The 26,300-nt window shown below is 74.6% G+C and carries 21 protein-coding genes and 1 tRNA gene; 11 read left to right on the top strand and 11 right to left on the bottom strand.

Annotation, left to right across the window (positions count from 1 at the left end):
* Together selA and AC6CH6_RS16740 are read right to left on the bottom strand one after the other, a co-directional pair.
* Positions 1–1,338 carry an L-seryl-tRNA(Sec) selenium transferase gene (gene selA, locus AC6CH6_RS16745; protein ID WP_498255978.1) on the bottom strand — a complete coding sequence of 446 codons (1,338 nt, stop codon included), beginning with the start codon at positions 1,336–1,338 and terminating at the stop codon, positions 1–3.
* A gap of 65 nt (positions 1,339–1,403) precedes the next feature.
* Positions 1,404–1,498, bottom strand: a tRNA-Sec gene (locus AC6CH6_RS16740).
* A gap of 71 nt (positions 1,499–1,569) precedes the next feature.
* Here AC6CH6_RS16740 and selD point away from each other — a divergent pair.
* A complete protein-coding gene (selD, locus tag AC6CH6_RS16735) occupies positions 1,570–2,559 on the top strand; it encodes a selenide, water dikinase SelD (protein WP_498256055.1) in 990 nt (329 codons plus the stop codon).
* 27 nt (positions 2,560–2,586) lie between these two features.
* Here the strand turns inward: selD and nrfD are convergent, their stop codons facing one another.
* The 4 genes from nrfD to AC6CH6_RS16715 all read right to left on the bottom strand — a co-directional run bounded on the left by nrfD (position 2,587) and on the right by AC6CH6_RS16715 (position 9,368).
* On the bottom strand, positions 2,587–3,678 hold the full coding sequence (gene nrfD / locus AC6CH6_RS16730; RefSeq protein ID WP_368797455.1) for an NrfD/PsrC family molybdoenzyme membrane anchor subunit: 1,092 nt from the start codon (positions 3,676–3,678) through the stop codon (positions 2,587–2,589).
* On the bottom strand, positions 3,675–4,679 hold the full coding sequence (locus AC6CH6_RS16725) for a 4Fe-4S dicluster domain-containing protein (protein ID WP_498255977.1): 1,005 nt from the start codon (positions 4,677–4,679) through the stop codon (positions 3,675–3,677). The genes nrfD and AC6CH6_RS16725 overlap by 4 nt, the downstream gene beginning before the upstream one ends.
* A complete protein-coding gene (gene fdh, locus AC6CH6_RS16720; RefSeq protein WP_498255976.1) occupies positions 4,679–8,044 on the bottom strand; it encodes a formate dehydrogenase in 3,366 nt (1,121 codons plus the stop codon). Before fdh ends, AC6CH6_RS16725 begins: the two co-directional genes overlap by 1 nt.
* 82 nt (positions 8,045–8,126) lie before the next feature.
* Positions 8,127–9,368, bottom strand: a complete 1,242-nt coding sequence (locus AC6CH6_RS16715) for a heparan-alpha-glucosaminide N-acetyltransferase domain-containing protein (RefSeq protein WP_498255975.1) — start codon at positions 9,366–9,368, stop codon at positions 8,127–8,129.
* 431 nt (positions 9,369–9,799) lie between these two features.
* On the opposite strand from AC6CH6_RS16715, the gene AC6CH6_RS16710 reads away from it, so the two are divergent.
* The 6 genes from AC6CH6_RS16710 (at position 9,800) to AC6CH6_RS16685 (ending at position 16,220) form a co-directional block, all read left to right on the top strand.
* The gene (locus tag AC6CH6_RS16710) at positions 9,800–10,255 is read left to right on the top strand and encodes a hypothetical protein (RefSeq protein ID WP_498255974.1); all 456 of its coding nucleotides are present in this window, start codon (positions 9,800–9,802) and stop codon (positions 10,253–10,255) included.
* Positions 10,256–10,535: 280 nt separating this feature from the next.
* Positions 10,536–12,167, top strand: a complete 1,632-nt coding sequence (locus AC6CH6_RS16705; RefSeq protein WP_498255973.1) for a peptide ABC transporter substrate-binding protein — start codon at positions 10,536–10,538, stop codon at positions 12,165–12,167.
* Positions 12,168–12,250: 83 nt separating this feature from the next.
* Positions 12,251–13,174 (top strand): ABC transporter permease, encoded by a 924-nt coding sequence (locus AC6CH6_RS16700; protein WP_095650241.1) that lies wholly within the window; start codon positions 12,251–12,253, stop codon positions 13,172–13,174.
* Entirely contained in the window at positions 13,167–14,135 is a 969-nt protein-coding gene (locus tag AC6CH6_RS16695) for an ABC transporter permease (RefSeq protein WP_109221407.1), read from the top strand. Before AC6CH6_RS16700 ends, AC6CH6_RS16695 begins: the two co-directional genes overlap by 8 nt.
* Positions 14,132–15,193 (top strand): ABC transporter ATP-binding protein, encoded by a 1,062-nt coding sequence (locus AC6CH6_RS16690; RefSeq protein ID WP_498255972.1) that lies wholly within the window; start codon positions 14,132–14,134, stop codon positions 15,191–15,193. The genes AC6CH6_RS16695 and AC6CH6_RS16690 overlap by 4 nt, the downstream gene beginning before the upstream one ends.
* Entirely contained in the window at positions 15,186–16,220 is a 1,035-nt protein-coding gene (locus AC6CH6_RS16685; RefSeq protein ID WP_133409879.1) for an ABC transporter ATP-binding protein, read from the top strand. Before AC6CH6_RS16690 ends, AC6CH6_RS16685 begins: the two co-directional genes overlap by 8 nt.
* 39 nt (positions 16,221–16,259) lie before the next feature.
* Here the strand turns inward: AC6CH6_RS16685 and AC6CH6_RS16680 are convergent, their stop codons facing one another.
* On the bottom strand, positions 16,260–17,249 hold the full coding sequence (locus AC6CH6_RS16680) for a DNA-3-methyladenine glycosylase family protein (RefSeq protein ID WP_498255971.1): 990 nt from the start codon (positions 17,247–17,249) through the stop codon (positions 16,260–16,262).
* Positions 17,250–17,448: 199 nt separating this feature from the next.
* On the opposite strand from AC6CH6_RS16680, the gene AC6CH6_RS16675 reads away from it, so the two are divergent.
* Entirely contained in the window at positions 17,449–18,702 is a 1,254-nt protein-coding gene (locus tag AC6CH6_RS16675) for an NRAMP family divalent metal transporter (protein WP_498255970.1), read from the top strand.
* Between the two features lie 71 nt (positions 18,703–18,773).
* Positions 18,774–19,517: a putative hydro-lyase gene (locus AC6CH6_RS16670; RefSeq protein ID WP_240722498.1), complete on the top strand. Its 744-nt coding sequence runs from the start codon at positions 18,774–18,776 to the stop codon at positions 19,515–19,517.
* Here the strand turns inward: AC6CH6_RS16670 and AC6CH6_RS16665 are convergent.
* The gene (locus tag AC6CH6_RS16665; protein ID WP_368812829.1) at positions 19,480–20,214 is read right to left on the bottom strand and encodes a GntR family transcriptional regulator; all 735 of its coding nucleotides are present in this window, start codon (positions 20,212–20,214) and stop codon (positions 19,480–19,482) included. The two genes, AC6CH6_RS16670 and AC6CH6_RS16665, sit on opposite strands and share 38 nt — an antisense overlap.
* A gap of 112 nt (positions 20,215–20,326) precedes the next feature.
* On the opposite strand from AC6CH6_RS16665, the gene AC6CH6_RS16660 reads away from it, so the two are divergent.
* The gene (locus AC6CH6_RS16660) at positions 20,327–21,289 is read left to right on the top strand and encodes an ABC transporter substrate-binding protein (protein WP_498255969.1); all 963 of its coding nucleotides are present in this window, start codon (positions 20,327–20,329) and stop codon (positions 21,287–21,289) included.
* 39 nt (positions 21,290–21,328) lie between these two features.
* Here AC6CH6_RS16660 and AC6CH6_RS16655 read toward each other — a convergent pair whose 3' ends face one another.
* The 3 genes from AC6CH6_RS16655 to AC6CH6_RS16645 are packed head-to-tail and all read right to left on the bottom strand — an operon-like array spanning position 21,329 to position 25,471.
* On the bottom strand, positions 21,329–23,059 hold the full coding sequence (locus AC6CH6_RS16655) for an acetyl/propionyl/methylcrotonyl-CoA carboxylase subunit alpha (RefSeq protein ID WP_498255968.1): 1,731 nt from the start codon (positions 23,057–23,059) through the stop codon (positions 21,329–21,331).
* Between the two features lie 4 nt (positions 23,060–23,063).
* The gene (locus AC6CH6_RS16650; protein ID WP_498255967.1) at positions 23,064–24,710 is read right to left on the bottom strand and encodes a 5-oxoprolinase subunit B/C family protein; all 1,647 of its coding nucleotides are present in this window, start codon (positions 24,708–24,710) and stop codon (positions 23,064–23,066) included.
* Positions 24,707–25,471: a LamB/YcsF family protein gene (locus AC6CH6_RS16645; RefSeq protein WP_035923428.1), complete on the bottom strand. Its 765-nt coding sequence runs from the start codon at positions 25,469–25,471 to the stop codon at positions 24,707–24,709. The genes AC6CH6_RS16650 and AC6CH6_RS16645 overlap by 4 nt, the downstream gene beginning before the upstream one ends.
* A gap of 206 nt (positions 25,472–25,677) precedes the next feature.
* Between AC6CH6_RS16645 and AC6CH6_RS16640 the strand changes: the two genes are divergently transcribed.
* Complete coding sequence (locus AC6CH6_RS16640; RefSeq protein ID WP_498255966.1) at positions 25,678–26,184, top strand: PTS sugar transporter subunit IIA; 507 nt, start codon at positions 25,678–25,680, stop codon at positions 26,182–26,184.
* Positions 26,185–26,300: the final 116 nt, after the last annotated feature.

Raw genomic sequence — 26,300 nt, 5'->3', positions numbered from 1 at the left:
TCACCGGGCCCCTCCCGGGCCGCCGTCCGCCCCGGTCAGGGCGGTCAGGGCCGCCTGCACCGCCGCGCGCAGGCGCTCGTCGTCGGACTCGGGCACGCAGCGCAGGTCGAGCAGGCACGCGCGGTCGTGGACCCGGGGGAGCACGGCGGGGCGGCCGGTGCGCAGCAGCGGGGCCGCCGCCTCGGGCAGCCGCACCGCCCACCCCGGCAGGGGAACGCCGGGCGCGCCGCCGCCGCCGACACGGCCGTCGTGGGCGACCACCGGTGCGCCGACGGCCGCGCCGAGCCGTTCGGCCCGGTCGCGGAGCCGGTCCGGGTCCGCGTGCAGCGCGGTCGTGACCGGGGCGGGCCCCCCGGTGAGCGTGGCCTCCAGGGCGGCGAGCGCGAGCTTGTCGGCGCGGACCGCCCGGGCGAGGGGGTGGGCGGCCAGCCGGGCGACGGCGTCCGAGCCGCCGAGCAGCAGCCCGGCCTGCGGGCCGCCGAGCAGCTTGTCGCCGCTGGCGATGACGAGGTCGGCGCCGCCCTCGAGGGCCGAGGCGGCGTCGGGCTCGGACGGCAGCTGCGGGTCCGGGGTGAGGAGCCCGCTGCCGAGGTCCGCCACGAGGGGCAGGCCGTGGGCCCGGGCCAGCGGCCGCAGCTCGCCGACCTCGACGCCCGAGGTGAACCCCTCCAGCCGGAAGTTGCTCGGGTGCACCTTGAGCAGGCAGCCGGTCTCCGGGCCGATCGCCTCGGCGTAGTCGCGCAGGTGGGTCCGGTTGGTCGTGCCCACCTCGCGCAGCCGGGCGCCGGTCGACTCGATCAGCTCCGGCAGCCGGAAGCCGGCCCCGATCTCGACGAGCTCGCCGCGGCTGATCACCACCTCGCGGCCGGCGGCCAGGGCCGTGGTGGCCAGCACCAGTGCGGCCGCGCCGTTGTTGACGACCAGGGCGTCCTCGGCGGGTGGGCAGGCGGCGAGCAGGGCCGCCCGGGCGGCGGCGCCGCGGCGGGAGCGGGTGCCGCTCACCAGGTCGAGCTCCACGTCGACGTACCCGCCGGCCGTGACCAGCGCGTCGAGCGCCGCCGCGGACAGCGGGGCGCGGCCGAGGTTGGTGTGCACCACCACGCCGGTGGCGTTGAGCACCGGCGTCAGGCTCGAGGCGGAGCGGGCCCCGAGCGCGGCGAGCACCGCCGGCTCGACCTCGCCGGGGGCGATCTCGCCGCGCCGCGCCCGGTCCTGGGTCTCGCGCACCAGCGCGCGGACGACGTCCTCGCTCAGCCGCTCGAGCGCCCGGCGGACGGGCGGCAGGGCCAGGAGCTGGTCGGTGCGCGGGATCAGGCGGCGCGGGTCGTCCAGGGCCACAGTCCCTCCTCGTCGGGCGGCACGCGGTGCGGGTGGTCGGTGCGCGGGTGGGCGGCGCAAGGGTTTGGCGGAGGCGGACGGGAATCGAACCCGCCAGGCCGAGGTGCTCGGCCTCACCGGTTTTGAAGACCGGGGGGCCCACCAGGACCCGGACGCCTCCGCCACCCAACCTAGCACCGCCGTCACCAGTAGGCTGACGGCATGGAACAGACCCGGACGCCGACCCCGCCCCTGCCCGCGCCCGGGACGGTCCGCCTGACCGGCTTCGCCCACGGCGGCGGATGCGCGTGCAAGATCCCGCCCGGCGAGCTCGAGGACGCGGTCCGGGGCCTCACCGGCCAGGCGGGGGACGGCGTGCTGGTCGGTCTCGACGACGGCGACGACGCCGCGGCCGTCCTGGTGCGCGAGGACCTCGCGGTGCTGTCCACCGCCGACTTCTTCACCCCGGTGGTCGACGATGCCTACGACTGGGGCCGGATCGCCGCCGCGAACGCGCTCTCGGACGTCTACGCCATGGGCGGGCGCCCGGTCATGGCCATCAACCTCGTGGGGTGGCCCCGCGACGTGCTGCCCATGGAGCTGATGACCGAGGTGCTCCGCGGCGGCCTGGCAGTCGCCTCCGAGGCGGGGTGCCCGGTGATCGGGGGGCACTCCATCGACGATCCCGAGCCGAAGTACGGCATGGCCGTGACCGGAGTGGCCCACCCGGACCGGCTGCTGCGCAACGACGCCGCCGCACCGGGGCTGCCCCTGACCCTCACCAAGCCGATCGGCGTGGGACTGCTCAACAACCGGCACAAGGCGACCGGCGAGGTCTTCGCCGAGGCGCTCGCCACGATGACCCGGCTCAACCGGGACGCGGCCGAGGCGGCGCTGGCGGCCGGGGCCCGGGCGGCCACGGACGTCACCGGCTTCGGCCTGCTCGGGCACCTGCACAAGATGTGCCGTGCCTCCGGGGTGGGCGCCGTGCTCGACCGGAGCGCCGTGCCCCTCGTCGAGGGCGCGGCCGAGGCGCTGCGGGACGGCTACGTCTCCGGCGGGACCCGCCGCAACCTGGACTGGGTGCGCCCGCACCTGCGGGCGGGGACCGGTGTCACCGAGGACGACCTGCTCCTGCTGGCCGACGCGCAGACATCGGGCGGCCTGCTCGTGGTCGGCGAGGTGCCGGGGTGCCCCGTGGTGGGCCACACCGTGGCCGGGTCCGGCCTCCAGGTGCGCTGAGCCCCGCCGGGGCACGGCGCCGGGCGCTCAGCCGACGGTCGTGATCGAGTCGTCGGTGATCCCGGCGGCACGCCGGGCGGCCAGCCGGGCCTTCTGCGGCTCGATCGTGTAGCGGGGGTCCACGGCCGAGTGCAGACCGGCCTCCATCACGCCGAACCGGGTGAGGGCCGAGGACGCCAGCAGCGCCAGCCCCGAGACCGCGGCGACGGCCCGGTGCCGCCCGCCCAGCAGCGTGCCGAGACCGCCGGCGACCGCCAGCCGCTCGCTCCACGCCAGCATGGTCCCGGCCTGGCCGTGGTGCAGCGGCTCGGCCGCCACCGGGTCCATCCGGCGCTCCATCAGCTTCGTGGCGATCAGCTCACCGGCCACGCCCAGCACGGCCAGCCGCCGGGCGGGGCCGGCCTCGCCGACCGAGGTGGTGACCATCGCCAGACCGCCCGAGGCGAGGCTCGCCGAGCTCACGAAGACGAACGCCAGGTCCTCGCGGGCGGCGTTCCAGGTGGGCGTCGCCGTGTCGGAGAGCAGCGCCGCGGTGTACGCGGCGAGCGGGCCGGCGAAGACCGCGGCCTCGACGCCGGCCGGGCCCTCCACGGCGCGCAGCACCGGGCGCAGCGGGCCCAGCGGAAGACGGGAGCCGGTCATCCGGTCCACCTCGGCCGCGACCGCGGTCCCCATGCCGGCCCCGAACGCGCTGAGGATCCACGTGCCCATGCTCATCGGCGAGGTCGGCTTGAACGTGCGCAGCATGTGCAGGAAACGCTCCGGGCGGCCGAGATCCGCGACCAGCGCCGCGCCGCCGAGACCGAGCGCGGTCACCGACCCCAGCCGGGCGTTGCGGCGCAGCTCGGCACGGCCCGTGAGCTGACCGCCGAGCGCGAGCAGCGCGGAGCCGCCCGCCACTCCGCCGAGGAACAGGTACGCGGCGACCTCGTGGCCCCAGGGCGCCGGCTTGACCACCGGGCGGCCGTAGTAGGAGCCGAACTCCGGCTCCGGGACCATCGGCATCTCCCGGGAGCCGTCGCCGCCGCCCTGCCCGGCGCCCCGGCGGCGCGGGCCGTCCCGCCGCCGGCGGCGCGGCGGCTCGGGCGGACGGTAGCCGTCGAACTCGGACAGGCTCACGAGCGGCCCCCCGCGAAGGCCAGGGCGGCGGCGGCGAGCATGCCCGCCGCGGCCAGCCCGGCCCGCTGGTACATCCGGGGCAGGTCCGCGGTCGGCACCCGCGGGTCGGGCGGAAGCCCGTAGACCTCCGGCTCGTCGAGCAGCAGGAACACCGAGCCGGTGCCGCCCACGCCGTCCAGCTCGTTGGCGCCGTAGAGCCGCGCCTCGGTGCGCCCCTCGGCGTGCAGCTCGGCGACCCGGTGCCGGGCCGACTCGACCATGTCGTCGTGCTCGCCGTACTTGATGGACGTCGTGGGGCACGTCTGCGCGCACGCGGGCGTCTGGTCGTCCACCATGCGGTCGTAGCACAGGGTGCACTTCTGGGCGACGCCCACGTTCTTCACCGCAGGCTTGTCCGGCTTGCCCGGCTGCCCGTCCCGCTCCGTGCGCGGGGCGGCCGTGCCGTCGGTGCGCCGCTCGATCACGCCGAACGGGCAGCCCGCCACGCAGGTGCCGCACCCGTTGCACACGTCGTCCTGGACCACCACGGTGCCGTGCTCGGTGCGGAACAGCGCCCCGGTGGGGCACACGTCGAGGCACCCGGCGTGCGTGCAGTGCTTGCAGACGTCCGAGGACATCAGCCAGCGGAACTCCGGGGTGTCCGGCGGGGTGGTGTCCCCGGCGGCCGGCTGCGGGCGCGCCTCGGGCGGGCCGACCCGCGGCATGCCCAGGCTCACGAGCTTGCGCCCGGACTCGCGGGCCTCCTCGATCCGCTCGTTGTCCTGCTCGACGAACGCCACGTGCCGCCAGGTGCTGGCGCCGAGGGCGCCGGTGTTGTCGTAGGAGGACTCGAGCAGCTCGAGGTCCCCGTCCTGGGGGTTCTGGTTCCACTCCTTGCAGGCCACCTCGCAGGCCTTGCACCCGATGCAGATCGAGGTGTCCGTGAAGAAGCCCTTCCGCGCGTGCGCGTGCTCCCAGTGCGCGTCGGCCGTGGGATCGGTCGGTCCGGCCAGCTGGCCCATCAGTGCTCCCTCATCGGGTCGGTGGTCGGGTCGGTGCCCGGATCGGTGCTCCGGTCGGTGCCGGGGACGTCGATCCGGGTGTTGCCGGTCTCCACGGTGGCGCCCGCGCGCTGCTGGTACTCCAGGACCAGGTCGAGCAGCTCGGGACCCCGCGGCCGGCGGCCCGGGCGGATGTGGCACGAGCCCACCTTGGAGTCCTGGATCTGCACGTTGGGCTCGAGGGTCAGGCCCAGCAGGTCGTTGGCGGAGTCGCCGCTGACCACGGCGTCGTCGCCCACGCCCCAGTGGTACGGGAGTCCGATCTGGTGCACGGTGTGCCCGCGCACCACGAGCGGGGTCATCCGCTCGGTGACGAGCACCCGCACCTCGATCGCCGCGCGGGGCGAGACGATCGTGGCCCAGCCGTACGGCTCCAGCCCGCACTCGGCGGCCAGCTCGGGGGAGACCTCGCAGAACATCTCCGGCTGCAGCTCCGAGAGGTACGGCAGCCACCGGCTCATGCCGCCGGCGGTGTGGTGCTCGGTGAGCCGGTACGTGGTGAACACGTAGGGGTACACGTCCGCCCCCGGCTCCCCGGCGCTCGGGGCGGTGAGGTTGTCCTGGCGGGCGAACAGCACCCGCGAGGGGTTGCGCTGCTGGCTGTACAGGGCGTTGGCGACCGGCGACTCCTGCGGCTCGTAGTGCGTGGGCAGCGGCCCGTCCAGCACGCCCTTGGGCGCGTACAGCCAGCCCTTGCCGTCGGCCTGCATGATGAACGGGTCGTCGCCGGCGAGCGCGGCCGCGCCCCCGGCGTCGGGGTCGGGGCGGGTGCCCGGGGCGAGGTGGAGCGGGAAGTCGGGCACGTCGTCCCCGGCCCACTGGTCCTGCTCCTCGTCCCACCACACGAGCTTCTTGCGCTCGCTCCAGGGCCGGCCCTCCGGGTCCGCCGAGGCGCGGTTGTAGAGCAGCCGACGGTTGGCCGGCCACGCCCAGCCCCACTCGAGCGCGGCGGGGCCCTGTTCCCCGCCGGGCCTGCGGGCGGCGGCACGGTTGACGCCGTCGGCGTAGACCCCGGTGTAGATCCAGCAGCCGCCGGAGGTCGAGCCGTCGGCCCGCATCTCGGTGTACGAGGACAGCGGCTTCCCGGCGTCCGGGCCGGTGAGGTGCCGGCCGTTGATCTCGGCGAGCACCGCCTCGGGGTCCGGCTCGCCGTGCTCGTCGACGGGGTAGTCCCAGGTGAGGTCGAGCAGCGGGCGGTCGCGCTCGTCCCCGGACCCGGCCAGCCGCTCCCGGATCCGCCGGCCCAGCTCGAAGAAGAACTGCAGCTCGCTCTGGCACTCGCCCGGCGGGGCCACGGCCTGGTGGCGCCACTGCAGCAGCCGTTGGGTCTGGGTGAAGGTGCCCGACTTCTCCACGTGCGTGGCCGCGGGCAGGAAGAACACCTCGGTCTCGATGTCCTCGGTGCGCAGCTCGCCCGAGGCGATCTCCGGGCCGTCCTTCCACCAGGTCGCCGACTCGATGAGGTTGAGGTCCCGCACCACCAGCCACTTGAGGTGGGACATGGCCATCCGCTGCATCCGGCCGTTGGAGGAGCCCACCGCGGGGTTCTGGCCGAGCAGGAAGTAGCCCTCCACCTCGTCGTCGAGCATCTTCGTCAGTGTCTGGAAGGTGCCGTGCGCGCCGGTGAGGCGCGGGAGGTAGTCGTAGGCCCAGTCGTTGTCCGCGGTGGCGGCGTCCCCCCACCAGGCCTTGAGCAGGCTCGTCGTGTAGGCGTCGGCCTCGGCCCAGTAGCCCTTCTGCTTCTTCGACGCGATCGCGGCCAGGTAGTCGTCGAACGTGTCGTGGGTGCCGGCGACCGGCATGGGCAGGTAGCCGGGCAGCAGGTTGAACAGCGTGGGGATGTCGGTCGAGCCCTGGATGCTGGCGTGCCCGCGCAGGGCCATGATCCCGCCGCCGGGGCGGCCCATGTTGCCCAGCAGCAGCTGCAGGATGGACGCGGTGCGGATGTACTGCGCGCCCAGGCTGTGCTGGGTCCAGCCCACGGCGTAGGCGAAGCACGTGGTCCGCTCCCGCCCGGAGTTCTCCGTGATGGAGCGGGCCAGGTACGCGAAGTCCTCGGGGGAGACGCCGCACACCTCCTGCACCATCTCGGGGGTGTAGCGCGCGTAGTGCCGCTTGAGGATCTGGAACACCGTCCGGGGGTCCTGCAGGGTCTCGTCGCGCTGCATGCGGGCGTGCTCCATCGGGGCGCCGCCGCTGCCGAGCTGCTGGCCGGCGGCCTCGTCCACGGCCTCCGCCCCCTCCTCGGCCCCGTCGTCGGGGTCGCCCGCGGGCGCGTCCACCTTGCCGTCGTGGTCCCCGGCGCCGTTCTCGTTCTCGGCGTAGGCCCAGGTGGACATGTCGTACTGGCCGGTCTCCGGGTCGAACCCGGAGAACAGCCCGTCGAGGTCCTCGGCGTCGCGGTAGTCCTCGTTCACCAGCGTGGCGGCGTTGGTGTAGGCGCGCACGTACTCCTCGAACCACAGGTCGTGGGTGAGCACGTGGTTGACCAGGGCGCCGAGCAGGACGATGTCCGAGCCGGCCCGGATCGGGACGTGCTTGTCAGCGACCGCCGAGGTGCGGGTGAAGCGCGGGTCGACGTGGATGACCCGGGCGCCGCGGGCCTTGGCCTCCGTCACCCACTGGTAGCCCACGGGGTGGCACTCGGCCATGTTGGAGCCCTGGATGACGATGCAGTCGGCGTTGGCCATGTCCTGCAGGGACTGCGTGGCACCGCCACGTCCGAACGAGGCTCCCAGACCGGGAACCGTGGCGGAGTGTCAAATACGGGCCTGGTTCTCGATCTGGATCGCTCCCGCGGCGGTGAAGAGCTTCTTGATGAGGTAGTTCTCCTCGTTGTCCAGCGTGGCGCCGCCCAGGGCGGCGAAGCCCATCGTGCGGCGCAGCGGACGGCCCTGCTCGTCGGCGTCCTGCCAGCCGTTGCGGCGGGCCTCGAGGACGCGGTCGGCCACCATCTCGAGGGCGGTGCCGAGGTCCAGCCGCTGCCACTCGGTGGCCCGGGGTGCGCGGTAGAGCACCTCGGTCTGCCGGCCGGGCGCGTTGACCAGCTGCTCGCTGGCCGCGCCCTTGGGGCACAGGCGGCCGCGGGAGATCGGCGAGTCCGGGTCGCCCTCGATCTGGACGACCTTCTCGTCCTTGACGTACACCCGCTGGCCGCAGCCGACCGCGCAGTACGGGCAGACGCTCTGCACGACCCGGTCCGCGGTGGTCGTGCGCGGGCTCGTCGTCCGGGTGCGCTCCGAGGTCACCGCCGGGCCGCGACCGAGCAGGTCGCCCGAACGGATCTGCCGGAGGACCGGCCACTCCAGGGGACTGAATCGTGACATGTCAGGAGCATAGCCCGCCGGTGTGTCAGGAGCCACACCGGCGGGCGGCGCGGGCGCGGACCCCGCCGGCGCGCGGGATCCGCTAGCCCCGCGGGGACTCCGCCGTCCGGGCGGGGGTGCCCAGGACCAGGCGGCGGGTGCCCCGGACGGCGGCCGCGACCACCCGCTCGAGCGGTCCCTGGCCGAACATCGACTGCCAGAGCACGGCGAAGCCGGCGGCCACGGCCACGTGCACGGCGAACCAGAGCGCGCGGTCCTCGTAGTGGAGCGTCGTGGCCAGGGCGAGCAGGTGGGCCGAGTACAGGGTCAGGGTGCGGGCCCCCATGGCGCCCAGGGTGGTCCACAGCCGGTTCGGGCGCGCGAGGAGCAGGAAGAGCCCCAGCACGGCCAGGCCGGTGCCCAGGTCCATGAGCAGCGTCACCGGGGTGTTGCTGTGCGGTCCGGGGGTGAGCAGCCACCACCACGTGGAGGTGGGCAGGTCCGGGCTCGGGCCCCAGACGAGGATCTCGTCGACCTGGTCCTCACTCAACCACGGGGTGTGCCGCAGCAGCTGGTCGTAGCCGCCGGCCTGCAGGACCAGCACCCAGTAGACGAACCAGGCCCCGAGCGCCAGGACCACGCCGGCCACGGCGATCCGGACCCGCACCACGACCTCGTGCAGGTCGGTCCGCCCGAGGAGCAGGCCGGCGCAGAGGTACGTCAGGTAGGGCACGGCCGGGTAGGTCCCGGTCAGCAGCACCTGGGCCAGGGTGGCGCCCGGGTCCGCGAGCGCGCTGCCGAGGGTGGGGTTCACGGCCCCGGCCTGGGGCAGGGCGGGGCCGAGGACGTGCACGAGCACGGGGCCCAGGACCGCGGCGAGCGCCGCGACGGCGGCCAGCGTGCGGCGCCGCAGGCCCAGCAGCGGGACGGCGAGCAGGAAGAACGCGCCGTAGTAGACGAGGATGCCGAGCGCGGGCGCCGGGGACGGCATGACCTGGTTGATCGCCAGCCCGGCGGCGGCGATGAGCAGGGCCCGCACCACCAGGCCGGCGCGGGTGGCCGTCAGCGCTCGGCCCCGGTGCGGGGTGCGCCCGCCCGAGGAGAACGCCAGGCTCAGCCCGGCCAGCAGGGCGAACAGCGCCGCGGCGCGCCCGCCGAACAGGGTCCACTGGAGGGTGGGCTCGAAGGTCTCGGGGTCGTGGGCGGGCAGGATGTGGACCGCGATCATGCCGATCAGCGCCAGGCCGCGGGCGGCGTCCACGGCGATGAGGCGGGGTCTGCGGGCGGGGGCCGCGGCGGTCGTGCGGGTGGTGCCGGTCGTGGGGGCTTCGGACGTTCGGCTCATGGGATCTCCGGGGGGCGGGGGCGCGCAGGGGATCGTGACCGCTGCCGGCGGGGACCGGTGCGGCCCGTGCGCGGGGGTGCGCAGGGGGTGCGCGCGGACGGGGCGGCTCGCGGGGATCCGGGCGGCCGGCCGGTGGGACGTCCGGCCGGTCCCGGGGGAGGGGCCGGTGCGGACGTCGGTGCGCCCGGGCGGGGGCCCGGTGCGGCGGCGGTCCCGAATCCCCCTCGGGCCGCCTCCGACCCTAGGAGCCGGACCCTCTCCTGTCCACTTGACGCGTTTGCATTGTCGCAGGTCACAACGTGTTTGTGACGTGTTCACCGGCGCCCCTCTGGAAGTCCGCCGGGGCCGCTGGTTCCATGGGAGCAGGCCTCTCCGGCCGGCGCCGGGCGCCGGGTGGGGGCGCGGTTGCAGGTCCTGAGGAAGGTTCGACGATGAGCAGTGCACTGTCCCCCCGGCCGGCGTTCCGGTCGGTCGACCCCGTCCACGTCCCGCTGCTCCCGGAGCGCCCCGACGGCGCTGCCCCCGACCGCCAGGACGACGGCCTCGGTCTGCACCCCGCCGGGCTCCTCCAGCGGGCCTTCACCGCGGCGGGAGAGGTGGAGGCCGCGGAGTGGGCGCTCGACCACGTGCTCGACGCCGTGGCCTCCGGCGAGGAGCTGGGCGTCGGTCTCGACGTCGCCCCCCTCGACGGCGCCCTCGAGTCGGCGCGCTGGGCACTGGACCGGGCGGTGAGCGCCCTGCACGCCGAGATCCGCTGGGCGGCGCGGCACGGCGTCCCGCTCTGCCTCCTCGCCGAGGCCTCCGCGACGGAGCTGGGCGAGGTGCGCTCCGTGCTGCGCTCCGCCGCTCCCGGGGCGGGGGTCAGGGGGCTGGCCGTCGCCGACTGAGCCGCCCATCGGTCCGGAAGCGGCCCGTCGCCCGACGCTGTTGTTACGAATGGGTAACTGATACCGGCGGTTCCTGTTTCTTCTGGCGTGTCTGCTGTCGTCCCCCGAACGGACCACATAGATTTCTTCTGGGTGCGGCGAACGGTGATCTCCGTCACGTCGGACCCGGAGCCCCGTGCTCCACGACGCGAGCCCCGTGCTCGCCCCGGCGTGGCCCCGTCCCCCTCGGACTGCGAACCCAGCACTCCTGGCGGGCCCGTATCGACCCATGGAGGAAACGATGAGAACGAAGCGGATCGCGGGCACGTCAGTGGCGCTCTCCGGAGCCCTGCTGCTCACCGCGTGCGGCGGGGGAGACGGCGGGGGCACCTCCGCCGAGGGCGGCGGCGACGGCACCTTCAGCGTGTACATCGGCGAGCCCGAGAACCCGCTGCTGCCCGGCAACACCGGCGAGACGGAGGGCGGTCAGGTCGTCGACGCGCTCTGGACCGGCCTGGTCGAGTACGACCGGGAGTCCAACGAGGCGGTCTACACCGGCGTCGCGGAGTCGATCGAGTCCGAGGACCAGACGACGTGGACGGTCAGCCTCAAGGACGGCTGGACCTTCCACGACGGGTCCCCGGTGACCGCCCAGAGCTACGTGGACTCGTGGAACTACGTGGCCAACAGCGAGAACGCGCAGGGCAACTCCTACTTCTTCTCCAACGTCGAGGGCTACGACGCCCTCCAGGGCGAGGAGGGCGCGAGCCCCACCGCCACCGAGATGTCCGGTCTGCGCGTCGTCGACGAGCAGACCTTCGAGGTCACCCTCAGCGAGCCCTACGCGCAGTGGCCGACCACCGTCGGCTACACCGCGTTCTTCCCGATGCCGGAGGCGTTCTTCGAGGACCCCGAGGGCTTCGGCGAGCAGCCGATCGGCAACGGCCCGTTCAAGGCGGACGAGGCCTTCCAGGAGGGCCAGGGCATCACGCTGACCCGCTACGACGAGTTCGGCGGCGACGAGCCGGCCAAGGCCGCCGCCGTGGAGTTCCGCGTCTACACCGAGATCAACACCGCCTACAACGACCTCCAGGCCGGCTCGCTCGACGTGGTCGACCAGATCCCGCCGGACGCCATCGCCTCCGCCGAGGACCAGTTCGGCGAGCGGTTCAAGACCACCCCGCGCGGCGACATCACCGCGCTCGGCTTCCCGACCTACGACGAGCGCTTCGCCGACCCGGAGGTCCGCCGGGCCTTCTCCATGGCCATCGACCGGCAGGCGATCACCGACGCGATCTTCCAGGGCTCCCGCACCCCGGCCGCGTCCTTCGTCTCGCCCGTGATCGACGGCCACCGCGAGGACGCCTGCGACGCGTGCGAGCTGAACGTCGAGGAGGCCAACCGGATGCTCGACGAGGCGGGCTTCGACAAGTCCGAGCCCGTGGACCTGTGGTTCAACGCCGGCGCCGGCCACGAGGAGTGGATGCAGGCCGTCGGCAACCAGCTCCGCGAGAACCTGGGCGTCGAGTACCAGCTGCGCGGCGACCTCCAGTTCGCCGAGTACCTGCCCAAGCAGGACGAGAAGGGCATGACCGGCCCGTTCCGCTCCGGCTGGATCATGGACTACCCGGTCATGGAGAACATGCTCGGCCCGACGTACTCCACGGCGGCCCTGCCGCCGGCCGGCTCGAACGTGACGTTCTACTCGAACGAGGAGTTCGACGCCAAGCTGCAGGAGGGCAACGCCGCCGACTCGATCGACACGGCGATCCAGGCCTACCAGGAGGCCGAGGACCTGCTCGTGGCCGACATGCCGGCCACGCCGCTGTTCTTCGGGCTCGTGCAGTACGCCCACTCGGAGAACGTGGGCGAGGTCTACGTCAACAGCTTCGGCCGCGTCGAGGTCGAGGACGTCGTCGTCACCTCGGAGTGATCCGACCCTGACCCGGGGCGCCCCGCACGGGGCGCCCCGGGCCCACCTGTCCGCGCAACACCTCCGCACACACAAGGAGACCCATGGGGCGGTACGTCCTCCGCCGTCTGCTGCTGACCGTCCCGGTGCTGCTGGGCGCGTCCCTGCTCATCTTCTCGATGGTCTACGCGCTGCCCGGCGATCCCATCCGGGCGCTGGCCGGCGACCGGCCGCTGTCCGAGGCCGTGCAGGCGCAGCTGCGCGCCGAGTACAACCTCGACGACCCGCTGCTGATCCAGTACGCCAAGTACCTGGGCGGCCTGGTGCAGGGCGACTTCGGCACCGACTTCTCGGGCCGTCCCGTCCTCGACACGATCGTGGACCGGCTGCCGGTGACGGCCCGGCTGGCCCTCGTGGCCGTGGCCTTCGAGATCCTCATCGGCATCCTCGCCGGCGTGCTGGCGGGCCTGCGGCGCGGGTCCTTCTTCGACAACCTCGTGCTGGTCTCGACCACGGTGGTCGTCTCCATCCCGGTGTTCGTGCTGGGCTTCCTCGCCCAGTACGTCTTCGGCGTGCGGCTCGGCTGGTTCCCCATCGCCGGCATCTCGGACGGCTGGTACAGCTACGTCCTGCCCGGCTTCGTGCTCGCGGCGCTCTCGCTCGCCTACGTGGCCCGGCTGACCCGCACGAGCCTCGCGGAGAACCTGCAGAGCGACTACGTGCGCACGGCGCGCGCCAAGGGTCTCAGCGAGGTGTCGGTGGTCGGCAAGCACACCCTGCGCAACAGCCTCATCCCGGTGGTCACCTTCATCGGCGCCGACCTCGGCGCCCTCATGGGCGGGGCCATCGTCACCGAGTCCGTGTTCAACATCCCCGGTCTCGGCCGGGCGGTCTACGACGCGGTGCTGCGGCAGGAGGGCGCCGTCGTCGTCGGCATCGTCACCCTGTTCGTCTTCTTCTACATCTTCTTCAACCTGGTGGTCGATGTCCTCTACGCCGCCCTCGACCCGAGGATCCGCTATGAATGAGCCGCGTCCGGAGAGCGTCCGCGAGGAGCGGGACGCCCACCACGAGACCTTCTCCGACCGCGTGGACGACCGCGCCGACGAGATCGCCTCGGCGGCGGCCGCCGGGGACATCGAGCAGGTCAGCCTGTGGCGGGACGCCTGGAAGGGCCTGCTCCGCAACCCCTTCTTCCTGGTGGGGGCCCTGCTCTTCGTCGTGTTCGCGGTGATGGCCCTCGCCCCGCAGGTGTTCACCTCGGTGGACCCGCGGGCCTGCAGCCTCGGCCGCTCGGGGGAGGGCCCGCAGCCCGGGGCGCCGTTCGGCTACGACGTCCAGGGCTGCGACTACTACTCGAACGTGGTGCACGGCGCGCGCATCTCCCTGGCCATCGGCTTCCTCGCCGTCCTGGGCACCCTGGCCATCGGCGTGGTGGTGGGCGCGCTCGCCGGCTACTACGGCGGTTGGCTCGACTCGCTGCTCGCCCGGATCACCGACATCTTCTACGGCCTGCCGCTCATCCTGGGCGCCATCATCCTGCTCTCCGTGCTGCCCGAGCGCGGGGTGCTCGAGGTCTCCCTCGCGCTGATCGCGTTCGGCTGGATGACGGCCATGCGCCTGGTCCGCTCCAACGTGATCGGGGTCAAGGAGGCCGACTACGTCCAGGCGGCCCGGGCGCTGGGCGCGCGGACCGGCCGGATCCTCACCAAGCACATCCTGCCCAACGCCGTGGCGCCCGTCCTGGTCTACTCCACCATCGCGGTCGGCACGATCATCGCCTCCGAGGCGACGCTCACCTTCCTGGGCGTGGGCCTGCAGCTGCCCGAGATCTCCTGGGGCCTGCAGATCAACGCGGCGCAGAACAGGCTGCGCGACGCCCCGCACCTGATCCTGTTCCCGTCGCTGTTCCTGTCCCTGACCGTGCTCTCGTTCATCCTCATGGGCGACGCGCTGCGCGACGCCCTCGACCCGAAGTTGCGCCGATGACACCCTCCTCCGTCCCCGCCCCCACCCCCGCCCCCGTGCCGCCGGGCGGCGCGGCGGACCCCGTGCTCGAGGTCGACGACCTCGCGGTGGAGTTCCGCTCCCGCCGGCGCACCGTCCGGGCCGTCAACGGGATCAGCTACACCGTCCGGGCCGGCGAGACCCTCGCGATCGTCGGGGAGTCCGGCTCCGGCAAGAGCGTCAGCGCCCAGGCCGTCATGGGCATCCTCGACATCCCGCCCGCCCGCATCACGCACGGCGAGATCCGCTTCCACGGCGAGGACCTGCTGGGCATGAGCCGCCGGGACCAGCGGGCGGTGCGGGGGCCGGGCATCGCCATGGTCTTCCAGGACGCCCTCTCCGCGCTGAACCCGGTCTTCTCCGTGGGCCACCAGATCGGCGAGCTGTTCCGCGCCCACCGGGGCGCCTCCCGGCAGGAGGCGAAGGCCCGGGCGATCGAGCTCATGGAGCGCGTGGGGATCCCCGCGGCCCGGGAGCGCGTGGGCGACTTCCCGCACCAGTTCTCCGGCGGCATGCGCCAGCGCGTGATGATCGCGATGGCCATCGCCCTGGACCCGGACATCCTGATCGCCGACGAGCCGACCACCGCCCTCGACGTCACCGTCCAGGCCCAGATCATGGACCTGCTCACCGAGCTCCGCACGCAGACCGGGATGGGCGTCATCCTCATCACCCACGACCTGGGGGTGGTCAACGAGGTCGCCGACCGGGTCGCGGTGATGTACGCGGGCAGCATCGTGGAGAACGGCACGGTCGACGAGGTGCTCTCGGCGCCCCTGCACCCCTACACCCGGGGGCTGATGTCCTCGATGCCCAGCCTCGAGTCCCAGGGCGAGCGGCTCCTGCCCATCGCCGGGACCCCGCCGGACCTCTCCGCCATTCCCGCCGGCTGCGCGTTCCATCCGCGCTGCCCCATGGCGCGGTTCGGGCGGACGGCGGCGCCGGGCAAGGACTGCGCCGCGGACGTCCCGGTGCTGCGCGAGGTCGTGCCGGGCCGGACGGCCGCGTGCCACTACAGCGAGGAGCTCCAGCATGAGTGACACCCGGCCGACGACGACGGCGGACGCGCCCCTCCTGGAGCTGCGCGGGCTCACCAAGCACTTCCCCCTCACCCAGGGGGTGCTGCTGCGGCGGACCGTGGGCCAGGTCCAGGCGGTGGACGGCGTGAGCATGACCCTCGGCCCGGGGGAGACCCTGGGGCTCGTGGGCGAGTCCGGCTCCGGCAAGTCCACCGTGGCGAAGCTCATCATGGCGCTGCAGCAGCCCACCGCGGGCCAGGTCCTGTACAAGGGCCGGGACGTGGCCGCGATGTCCTCGCGGCAGCTGCGGGAGTACCGCCGCAACGTGCAGATCATCTTCCAGGACCCCTACTCGTCCCTCAACCCGCGGATGACGGTGGGGGACATCGTGGCCGAGGCCTGGGAGGTGCACCCCAACGCGGTGGCGCGGCAGGACCGCGCGGCCACGGTCCGGGAGCTGCTGGAGCGGGTGGGGCTGCGGCCCGACTACGCCAACCGGTACCCGCACCAGTTCTCCGGGGGCCAGCGGCAGCGCATCGGGATCGCGCGGGCCCTGGCCCTGCGCCCTGAGGTGATCATCTGCGACGAGCCGGTCTCGGCCCTGGACGTCTCCGTCCAGGCGCAGGTCATCAATCTGCTGCAGGACCTGCAGGACGAGTTCGGCCTGTCCTTCCTCTTCATCGCCCACGACCTCTCGGTGGTGCGCCACCTCAGCGACCGGGTCGCGGTGATGTACCTGGGCAAGGTGGTGGAGACGGGCGACCGGGACGCGATCTACCACCGGGCCGCCCACCCGTACACGCAGGCCCTGCTCTCCGCGGTGCCGGTCCACGAGCCCGCCCTGCGCGGGGGGCGCGAGCGGATCATGCTCAGCGGCGACCTGCCCAGTCCCGCGAACCCGCCCTCCGGGTGCCGGTTCCGGACGCGGTGCTGGAAGGCGCAGGACGTGTGCGCCGAGCAGGAGCCGGAGCTCGTGGACCGTGGCCAGGGCCACCCGGCGGCCTGCCACTTCGCCGAGAGCCGGGACCTCGTGCCCGGCTCGGCGTAGCAGCCGGCCCGCGCGGCAGGCCCGCGCCGCCGGCCGGGCTCAGCGGGCCCCGGACCCTCCGGGGCCCGCGGTGGGGCCGGGGTCGCCCGGCGCTGCGCGGTCCCCGCCGGCGGGCAGGGCGGCCGAGTCCGGGAACGCCGCGCGGGCCCACAGCCGCATCACGGCGTAGCTGCGCCAGGGGCTCCAGGCGGACGCGGTCGCCGCGGCGGCGGCCGCCCCGGCCGCCCCGAGCGCGCGGCGCAGGACCAGGTCCTGGGGCAGGAAGACGTCGGGGTCGCCCAGGACGCGCAGCGAGATCGACCCGGCCGTCCACGGGCCGATGCCGGGCAGGGCCAGCAGGCGCTCGCGCAGCACGGCGGCGTCCTCCCCGGCCGGCGCGCCGGCACGTCCCGGCGGGGCGTCGAGGACGAGTCCGTCGCGGACCGCCACGGCGAGCGAGTGCACGGTCGCGGCCCGGCGGGTGGTGACGCCCACGTCCCGCTGCAGCCGGGCCGGGTCCGTCCCGGCGATCCGGCGGGCCGTCGGGAAGGCGGTGGCGCCGCCGGTCACGGGCGTGCCGTGGTGGCGGACCAGGCGACCGGCGAAGGTGCGGGCCGCGGCGAGGGAGACCTGTTGCCCCAGTACGGTCAGGACCGCCGTCTCGAAGCCGTCCGGTGCACCGGGCAGCCGGATCAGGGGCCAGGCGCGCACGTCCGCGGCGAGCACGGGGTCGGCCGCCAGGGCACGGTCCGCCGCGGGGGACTCCGTGCCCTCGCCGAGCCAGCGGCGCACCCGCTCCAGCACGGGCTCCAGGGTCTCCGCCGCCCCGGGCCCGACGCGCACCGGCAGACCGGCCGGCGTGAGGCCCCTCCAGTCGACCGTCACCGTGCGGACCGCTCCGTCCACCACCACGGGGCGCCGGTGGGCGCCGCCCGCGAGGTCGTCGCACCCGGGCACGGCCTGGGAGGCCAGGAAGTCCCGGAGGAACCCGGGGGACGCCGGCGCCGGGAGCAGGACGTCCACGGCACCCTCGGACCCGTCGTCGTGCATGCGCTGCTCCCGGTCGTCGAGGGTCGGGGATCCGGACCCAGCCTGTCCCGGGGGCCGCCGCGTGTCCAGGCGGAGAAGCGGCGGAGGCCCTGTTCAGATTGTTCAACAATCACTACACTGGCACGAAAGTGACCGCGGCCACGTCCAGGGTGGCCGGCGTCGTGCCCCGGCGCAGGTCGCCCCGTCCCGAGGAGGCCGCATGTCCAGCTCCGCCCCCGTCCCGCCCGTCCCGGAGGGTCGCGGCTCCGTCAGCAGCCCCGCGGCGATGCGGGCCGTGAACCGCTCCGCCCTGCTCGGGGCCCTCTTCCTGATGGCCACCAGCGCCATCGGCCCCGGGTTCATCACCCAGACCGCGAACTTCACGGTGCAGCTGGGCGCCGCCTTCGCGTTCGCCATCGTCATCTCCATCGTCGTCGACATCGCGGTGCAGCTGAACGTGTGGCGGATCATCGGCGTCTCCGGGCTCAAGGCGCACGAGCTCGGCAACCGCGTGCTGCCGGGCCTCGGCTGGTTCATCGCCGCGCTCGTGGCCACCGGCGGGCTCGTCTTCAACATCGGCAACACCGCCGGCGGCGGGCTCGGCCTGGACGCGCTGCTCGGCCTCGACCCCACGTGGGGAGGCATCATCACGGCGCTGATCGCGGTGGGCGTGTTCGTCAGCAAGCGCGCGGGCGTGGCCCTGGACCGGATCGTGGTGGTCCTCGGCGTGCTCATGATCCTCGTGACGAGCTACGTCGCGTTCGTCTCGCGGCCCCCGGTGGGGGAGGCGCTGCGCAACGTGGTGCTGCCCGAGAACGTGGACTTCCTGATCATCACGACCCTCATCGGCGGGACCGTGGGCGGGTACATCACCTACGCGGGCGCCCACCGCATCGTCGACGCGGGGATCACCGGCGTGGAGAGCGTCAAGCAGATCTCCCGCAGCTCCGTGGTGAGCATCGTGCTCACCGGGGTCATGCGCTTCCTGCTGTTCCTGGCGATCCTCGGGGTGGTCGCCGGCGGCGCCCAGCTCACGGGCGAGAACCTCGCAGCCCAGGCGTTCCGCTCCGCCGCCGGGGAGGTCGGCCTGCGCCTGTTCGGGGTCATCCTGTGGGCCGCGTCCATCTCCTCGGTCATCGGCGCCGCCTACACCTCGGTGTCCTTCCTCACCACCTCCCGGACGAAGCCGCGCACCCGGAACCTGATGACCATCGCCTTCATCCTGGTCTCGGCCACCGTGTTCGCCCTGCTCGGCCAGGCGCCGTCCACGCTGCTCATCGTGGCGGGCGCCGTCAACGGGCTCATCCTGCCGCTGGGCTTCGCGGTGCTGCTGTGGGTGGCCTGGCGCCGGCGGGACCTGCTGGGCGGCTACGAGTACCCGAAGTGGCTCGCGCTGATCGGCACCGTGGTGTGGCTGCTCACCATCTTCCTGGGCTACCAGTCCCTCAGCGGCATCGCCGCGCTGTGGGCGTGATCGCCGTGGGACCGGACAGCACGCAGGCCCGGCGGGACCGGGCCGCCCTGGCCCCGGGCGCCGCCCGGGCGATGTTCCGCAGCGGCCTGGTCACGCCCACGTCGGGCTGGTGCGACGGCTTCGCGCAGGCCAACCTGATCGTCGTCCCGGCGGACTGGGCCTTCGACGTCCTGCTCTTCGCCCAGCGCAACCCCAAGCCGTGCCCTGTGCTCGGCGTGCTCGAGGCCGGTGAGGTGACCGGGCCGCTGCTGGGCGGCGGCGACGTCCGCACCGACGTCCCGCTCTACACCGTCTACCGGGACGGCGAGGCGGCGGGCACCCGCACCGACCTGCTGGACGTGTGGCGCGAGGACCTCGTGACCTTCGCTCTCGGCTGCAGCTTCACCTTCGAGGCGGCCCTGCAGGAGGCCGGGATCCCGATCGCCCACATCGACCAGGGCGTCAACGTCCCGATGTACCGCACGAACGTCCCGTGCGCGCCCGCCGGGCGGCTGTCCGGCCCGCTGGTCGTGTCCATGCGGGCGATCCCCGCCTCCCGGGTGGCCGACGCGGTGCGCATCACCTCCCGCTATCCCGCCGTGCACGGCGCCCCGGTGCACGTCGGCGCCCCGCAGGAGCTGGGCATCCGGGACCTCGGGGCCCCCGACTACGGGGATGCGGTGGAGATCCCGGACGGCCACGTCCCCGTGTTCTGGGCCTGCGGGGTGACGCCCCAGGCGGCGGTGCTCGAGTCCGGGGTGCCGTTCGCCCTCGGGCACGCCCCGGGCCACATGCTGGTCACCGACCTGCCGGACTGGCAGTACCAGGTCCCCTGAGCGCGGCCGGTGCGGGGCCCTCCAGGACGTCCAGCAGCTGCTGCCGGGAGGCCTCCAGGTAGTCGTGCATCTGCACGGCGGCCTCCTCGCGCCGGCCCTGCTCGAAGAGCTCGAGGATCCGGGCGTTGCGCTCGATCCAGGGCGCGTGGAAGGACGGGTCCTGGCGCATGGAGTAGAACACCAGCCGCATCTCCGCGAGGGTCCGGGACATCAGCTCGTCCTGCCGCGGCGAGCCGGCCAGCTCCACCACGCCGCGGTGGAACCGCTGGTTCGCGTCGGCCATGCCGGTGACGTCCCGGCGGTCGCGGGCGGCGCGGCCGTCCTCGACGGCGGCGTGCAGTCCCGGCTGCGGGACCGGGTCCGACCAGCGCAGCGCCGAGGTCTCCAGCGCGAGCCGCACCCGGTGGATCTCCCGCACGTCGTCCGCGCCGGGCCGGGCCACCGAGACGCCGCGGTTGGGCACCCGCACCAGCAGGTTCTCCCCGACCAGGATCGTGAACGCCTCGCGCAGGGTGTTGCGGGAGACCCGCAGCGCCTCGCTGACCCGGGCCTCCGAGAGCCGGGTCCCGGGCGGCAGCCGGCCGGCCACGACGCCCTGGCGCAGCACGTCCACCGCCCACGGGATGGCCTCGCCCTGCGGGGCGGGCCCGGCCTGGGCGACGGCCGTCGTCAGGAACTCGTTCTCCACGGTGTTCATCGGTCCCCATCCTGACATCCCGGGGGCGCCCGGCCGTGCGGCGGCACCCTGGTGGCGGACCAGGCCGTCCTCTACGCTGTCAGGACGTCCGACCCACTCCCTGGAGGCTTCGATGCAGAAGACCGGTGCAGCACTCGCCACGGCGGCCGTCCTGACGGTGACCGCGTGCGGGGGAGGGGAGTCCGGCGGCGGAGCGGCCGGGGACGGCGAGCTGACCAGGGTCGGCGTGGGCGTCATCGCGAGCACCGACGTGGCGCCCCTCTACCTCGGGATCGAGCAGGGCTTCTTCGAGGAGGAGGGCCTGGAGCTCGACATCACCCAGGCCCAGGGCGGTGCGGCCATCGTCCCGTCCGTGGTCAGCGGGGAGATGGACTTCGGCTTCAGCAACGTGACGTCGCTGATCGTCGCCCGGTCCCAGGGGCTGCCGCTGCAGATCATCGCCAACGCCAACAACTCCACCGGGGTGCAGGGCGAGGACTTCGCCGACGTCCTGGTGCGCGAGGACAGCGACATCCAGGACGCCGCGGACCTGCAGGGCAGGACCGTCGGGGTGAACACCCTGAACAACATCAGCGACACCACCATCCGCGCGGCCATCGAGGCGCAGGGCGGGGACCCCGGGGACGTCGAGTTCGTCGAGGTCCCGCTCCCCGACATGCCGGCGGCCCTGGAGCGGGGCGAGGTGGACGCGATCGGCTCGATCGAGCCGTTCCGGACCATCGCCATGCAGGACGGGGCGCGCTCGGCGGTCTCCAACTACGCGTTCCCGATCGAGGACCTGACGGTGGCCGTGTACTTCACCACCGAGGACGTGCTGGCCCAGGAGCCCGAGACCGTCGAGGCGTTCCGGGCCGCCATCGAGAAGTCGCTGCAGTTCGCGCAGGACAACCCCGACGAGGTCCGGGCCGTGCTGCCCAGCTACACGCAGCTCGACGAGGAGCTGATCGACCAGCTCGTCCTGCCCGCCTACCCCGCCGAGGTGAACCGGCAGTCCGTGCAGGAGCTCGCGGACCTCGCCGTCCAGCACGGGCTCATCGAGGAGGCCCCGCCCCTCGAGGAGCTGCTCCCCGAGTGAGCCCCCGGGGAGGCCCGGCCGCCCCGGGGCGGAGCCCGTTCAGGAGAGGCGGGCCAGCACCTGGTCGGCGGTCACGGCGTCCCCCGGTCCCACCGCGAGCTCCCGGATCCTGCCGGCCCGCGGCGCGGACACCCGGGTCTCGGTCTTCATGGCCTCCAGCACGGCGACGTCCTGGCCCGCGGCCACGTCCTCCTGCTCGGACACCAGCCAGGAGACGAGCGTGCCCGCGAAGGGCGCGGTGACGGCGCCGTCGTCGGCGGGCTGCGCCCCCGCGGGGGCGGCCTCCGACGCCGCGGGGGCGGAGCCCAGGGCCGCGGCGAGGGCGTCGGGGATCCCGATGCTCACGCGCCGCCCGTCCACGTCCACGGTGAAGCGGGTGCGGCCCGGCTCGTCCGCGCGGGCGTACTCGGCGTCCGGGGCGAGCCGGCCGGCGAACTCGTCCTCGATCCACGTGGTCCACACCCCGAGCCCCTCGCCCCCGGCGAAGGCGGGGGCGTCCAGCACGGCGCGGTGGAACGGGACCGTGGTGGCCACGCCGTGCACCCGCAGCTCGCGCAGGGCGGTGCGGGCCCGCACGAGGGCCTGCTCGCGGGTGGGCGCGCTGACGACGAGCTTGAGCAGCAGCGAGTCGAAGGTCGTGGCCACCCGGGTGCCGCGGTGCACCCCGGAGTCCACGCGCACGCCCGGGCCGGTCGGGGTGTCGACGGCCTCGACCGTGCCCCCGGAGGGCAGGAAGCCGCGGCCGGGGTCCTCGGCGTTGATCCGGAACTCGAACGCGTGCCCGCGCGGGACCGGGGTCTCGAGCACCGGCAGCGGGTCCCCGGCGGCCACGGTCAGCTGGGTCCGGACCAGGTCCACGCCGTAGACCTCCTCGGTGATCGGGTGCTCCACCTGCAGCCGGGTGTTGACCTCCAGGAAGGAGATCAGCCCGTCCGGGGCCACGAGGAACTCGGCGGTGCCCACCCCCACGTACCCGGCCTCCCGGAAGATGCCCTCGGCGGCGGCGGCGATCCGCTCGCGCTGGTCGTCCGAGAGGAACGGCGCGGGGGCCTCCTCGACGAGCTTCTGGTGGCGGCGCTGCAGGGAGCAGTCCCGGGTCCCGAGCACGACGACGTGGCCGTGGGCGTCGGCCACGACCTGCGCCTCCACGTGCCGCGGGCGGTCCAGGAAGCGCTCCACGAAGCACTCGCCGCGGCCGAACGCGCTCTGCGCCTCGCGGGCGGCCGAGCGGAAGGCGTCCTCGACCTCGTCGAGCTCCCGGACCACGCGCATGCCGCGGCCCCCGCCGCCGTGGGCGGCCTTCACGATCACCGGCAGGCCGTGCTCCTGCGCGAAGGCCCGGGCGTCCTCCGGCGACTCGACCGGGCCGTCGCTGCCCGGCACGAGCGGGGCGCCGGCGCGCCGGGCGATCTCGCGGGCGGCGACCTTGTCCCCCAGCAGCACGATCGTCTCCGGGGAGGGGCCGATCCAGGTGAGGCCGGCCTCGATCACCGCCCGGGCGAACCCGGCGTTCTCGGAGAGGAACCCGTAGCCCGGGTGCACGGCGTCGGCGCCGCACCGGCGCGCGATCGCGAGCACCTCGTCCCCGTCCAGATAGGTCTCGGCGGCCGAGGTGCCCTCCAGGGCGTACGCCTCGTCGGCCAGCAGGACGTGCGGGGCGTCGGCGTCGGGGTCGGCGTAGACGGCCACGGACTCGAGGCCGGCCTCGGCGCAGGCGTGGACGACGCGGACGGCGATCTCCCCGCGGTTGGCGATCAGGATCTTGCGCACGGTGCTACTCCCGGGAGGTGTCGGTGGACGGGTCGGTGGCGGTGCTGACGGGTTCGGCCCGCGCGGTGGCGGGCTCGGGGTCCTCCGCGGGCGGCGGGCCGAGATCGGGCGCCGGCAGCCGGGTGAAGCGCAGGCGGCCGCCGGGGCGCAGCTGGGCGAGCACGGCGAGGTCCTCCGGGTGCACCACCCCGATGACGGGGTAGCCGCCGGTGGTGGGCGCGTCCTGCAGCAGGACGACCGGCAGGCCCGCGGGCGGGACCTGGACGCAGCCGGGCACGGTCCCCTCGCTGGGCAGCTCGTCCGTGCGCACCCGCTCCAGCGGCTCGCCGGAGAGCCGGGCGCCCACGCGGTCGGAGGACGCGGTCAGCTCCCACTCCTGCGCGAAGAAGGAGGTCACGGCGGCGGGGGTGAACCAGTCGTCGCGGGGGCCCGGGACCACGCGGACCGTGGGCACCGCGGCCGGGGCGGGCGCCGGCTCGGGGGGCCGGACGGCGGTGCCCGGGTCCGGTCCGACCGGCAGGGCGTCGCCGGCGGCCAGGGGGGCCGGGCCCAGCCCCGCGAGCGTGTCCGCGGAGCGGCTGCCCAGCACCGGCGGGACCGCGATCCCGCCGCGGACGCCCACGTAGACCCGCGCCCCGGCCGTCACGGTGCCGACGGCCAGACGTTCGCCGTCGCGCAGGGCGAAGGGGGTGCCGGGCGGGGGCCGCCACGGGGCCGGGCCCGTGACCGTCAGCGCCGCCCGCGCACCGGTGACCGCCAGGACGTGCTCCCCGTGGGCGGTCAGCTCGAGCCCGCCGAGCAGGTGCTCCAGCACCGCCGCCCCCGGGCCGTTGCCCACGAGCCGGTTGGCCGACCCGGCGGCGGCGGCGTCGAGCGCGCCCGAGGGGGACACGCCCAGCGCGGCGGAGCCCGCCCGGCCGCCGTCCTGGACGAGGGTCTGCAGCCCGGGGGCGCCGACCGTCAGGTGGGGCCCCCGCACCGGGGCGGTCCGGGCGGGGGCCGCGGCGACCTCCACGAGCTCGCGCACGGGCCGGTAGCGCACCCGGTCCCCGGGACGCAGCAGGGCGGGGTCCTCGCGGTCGAGGTCGAACATCCGGGCCGCGGAGCGGCCGATGAGCTGCCAGCCGCCGGGGGAGCTGCGGGGATAGACGGCGGAGAACCGTCCGGCCAGGGCCACCGAGCCGGCGGGGACGGCGGTGCGCGGCGTGCCCCGGCGCGGGACGTCGGGACCGTCCTCGCCCACGCAGTAGAAGAAGCCGGGCGCGAAGCCGGCGAAGGCGGCCGTCCACGCCTGCTCGGTGTGGAACCTGACCACCCCGTCCGCGCCGAGGCCCGTGAGCTCGCCGACCGCCTCGAGGTCCTCGCCGTCGTAGACGACGTCGATGGTCACGGTGCGGGCCCCGCCGGCCCCGGCGCTCCCGCGGGGGACGGCGCGGGCGGCGCGGACGACTCCCCGCAGCGCATCGGTGGTGCTCGTGCGCACCACCACGGTCTCCGCGCCGGCCACGCAGTCCACGAGCCCGGGCAGGTCCGCGGCGGCGAGCCGGGCGTGCACCGCCACGGCGTCGTGCAGATCGGCGCACTCGACCAGCGCCGCCCGCGGGCCGAGCGGCCGGACCGGGCGGGGTCCTGCGGGGGCCGGCCCGCTCACAGGAAGCTCCCGACCCGCAGGCCGGCCTCCTCGAGGGCGCGGCGCACGCGCTCGGCGATGGCCAGCGCCCCGGGGGTGTCCCCGTGCACGCAGATGCTCTGGGCGTCCACCGCCACGAGGGAGCCGTCGACGGCCTCGACCACGCCCTCGACGGCCATCCGCACCACGCGGGCGGCGATCTCGTCGGCGTCGTGCAGGACGGCGCCGGCCTCGGTGCGGGGCACGAGCGTGGCCTGCGGCGTGTAGCCGCGGTCGGCGAAGGCCTCGCGGACCGTGCGCAGCCCGGCCGCCCGCGCCTGGCGCTCGATCTCGGAGCCGGGCAGCACCAGCAGGGGCAGGGCGTCGTCGACGTCGCGCACGGCGTCCACCACGGCTCCCGCGTGCTCCTCGTGGTGGACGATCGCGTTGTACAGGGCGCCGTGCGGCTTGACGTAGCTCACCCCGGTGCCCGAGGCGCGGGCCAGGGCCTGGAGGGCGCCGATCTGGTACACCAGCTGGTCGGTCAGCTCCGCCCGGGGCACGGCGATGAAGCGGCGGCCGAAGCCCTTGAGGTCGTCGTAGGAGACCTGCGCGCCCACGGCCACGCCCTGCTCGGCGGCCACGGTGCAGGTCCGGCGGGCGACCGTCGGGTCCCCCGCGTGGAAGCCGCAGGCTACGTTGGCGCTGGTGACCACGTGCAGGACGGCCTCGTCGCCGGCCATGGCCCAGGCGCTGAGCGACTCGCCGCAGTCCGCGTTGAGGTCGATGTCGGAGGGGGGCATGCTGTGCTCCTTGTCACGTCGGTCCCTCCAGCATGCCCTGTCCCCCAGGATTGTTCAACAATATTTGCCGTCGGGATCGGAATCCGCGCGGACCGGTGGACGCCGGGGCCCGGCCGCCGTAGGTTGGCCCGCACGAGGGCGCAGCGGTGCCGCGGGCAGTGCGGTGGGACCGCGCCGCCCGTCCACCTTCACCGATGGGACAGCACATGAGCGACAGGACCTCCCGCACCGCGGACGACTCCCCGGGGCGCTCCGGCTCCGTCCTGGCCCACCTGAGCGAGTCGACCGTGCTCCTGGACGTCGACGGAACGGACCGGGACGGCGTCATCCGGCAGCTCGCCGAGCTCGGCGCGCACACGGGACGGGCGTACGACGCCGACAGCACCGTCGCGGCGGCCCTGGCCCGGGAGGAGGAGGGATCCACCGGGGTGGGCAACGGCGTGGCCCTGCCGCACGCCAAGTCCGCCGGTGCCGAGCGGCCGATGATCGCGTTCGCCCGCAGCCGGGACGGCGTGGAGTGGAACGCGCTGGACGGCGAACCGGTCCACCTGGTCTTCCTGATTTCCCTCCCGGAGGAGCGCTCCGGGGAGGAGCACCTGGAGCTGCTGGCCGAGCTCTCCGAGGCCCTGGCCGGGGAGTCCTGCCGGCGGGCCCTCCTCGACGCCGGGAGCGCGTCCGAGGTGCTGGCCGCGCTGGAGGACGCGCTGGGCTGACCGGTCCGGCCGGGCAGGTGCGGGGCCCGGACCGCGGCGCCGAGGTCGAGCAGGCGACGGCTCAGACCGACCGGGGCGCCTGGGGTGTGGACGGTGGTCTCCCGCCCGTCGGGCGG

It is taken from the genome of Kocuria sp. GQ42 (genome assembly GCF_059758435.1).
Note: the sequence above shows the minus strand (reverse complement) of the source record. Positions and strands in the feature narration are given on the sequence as shown.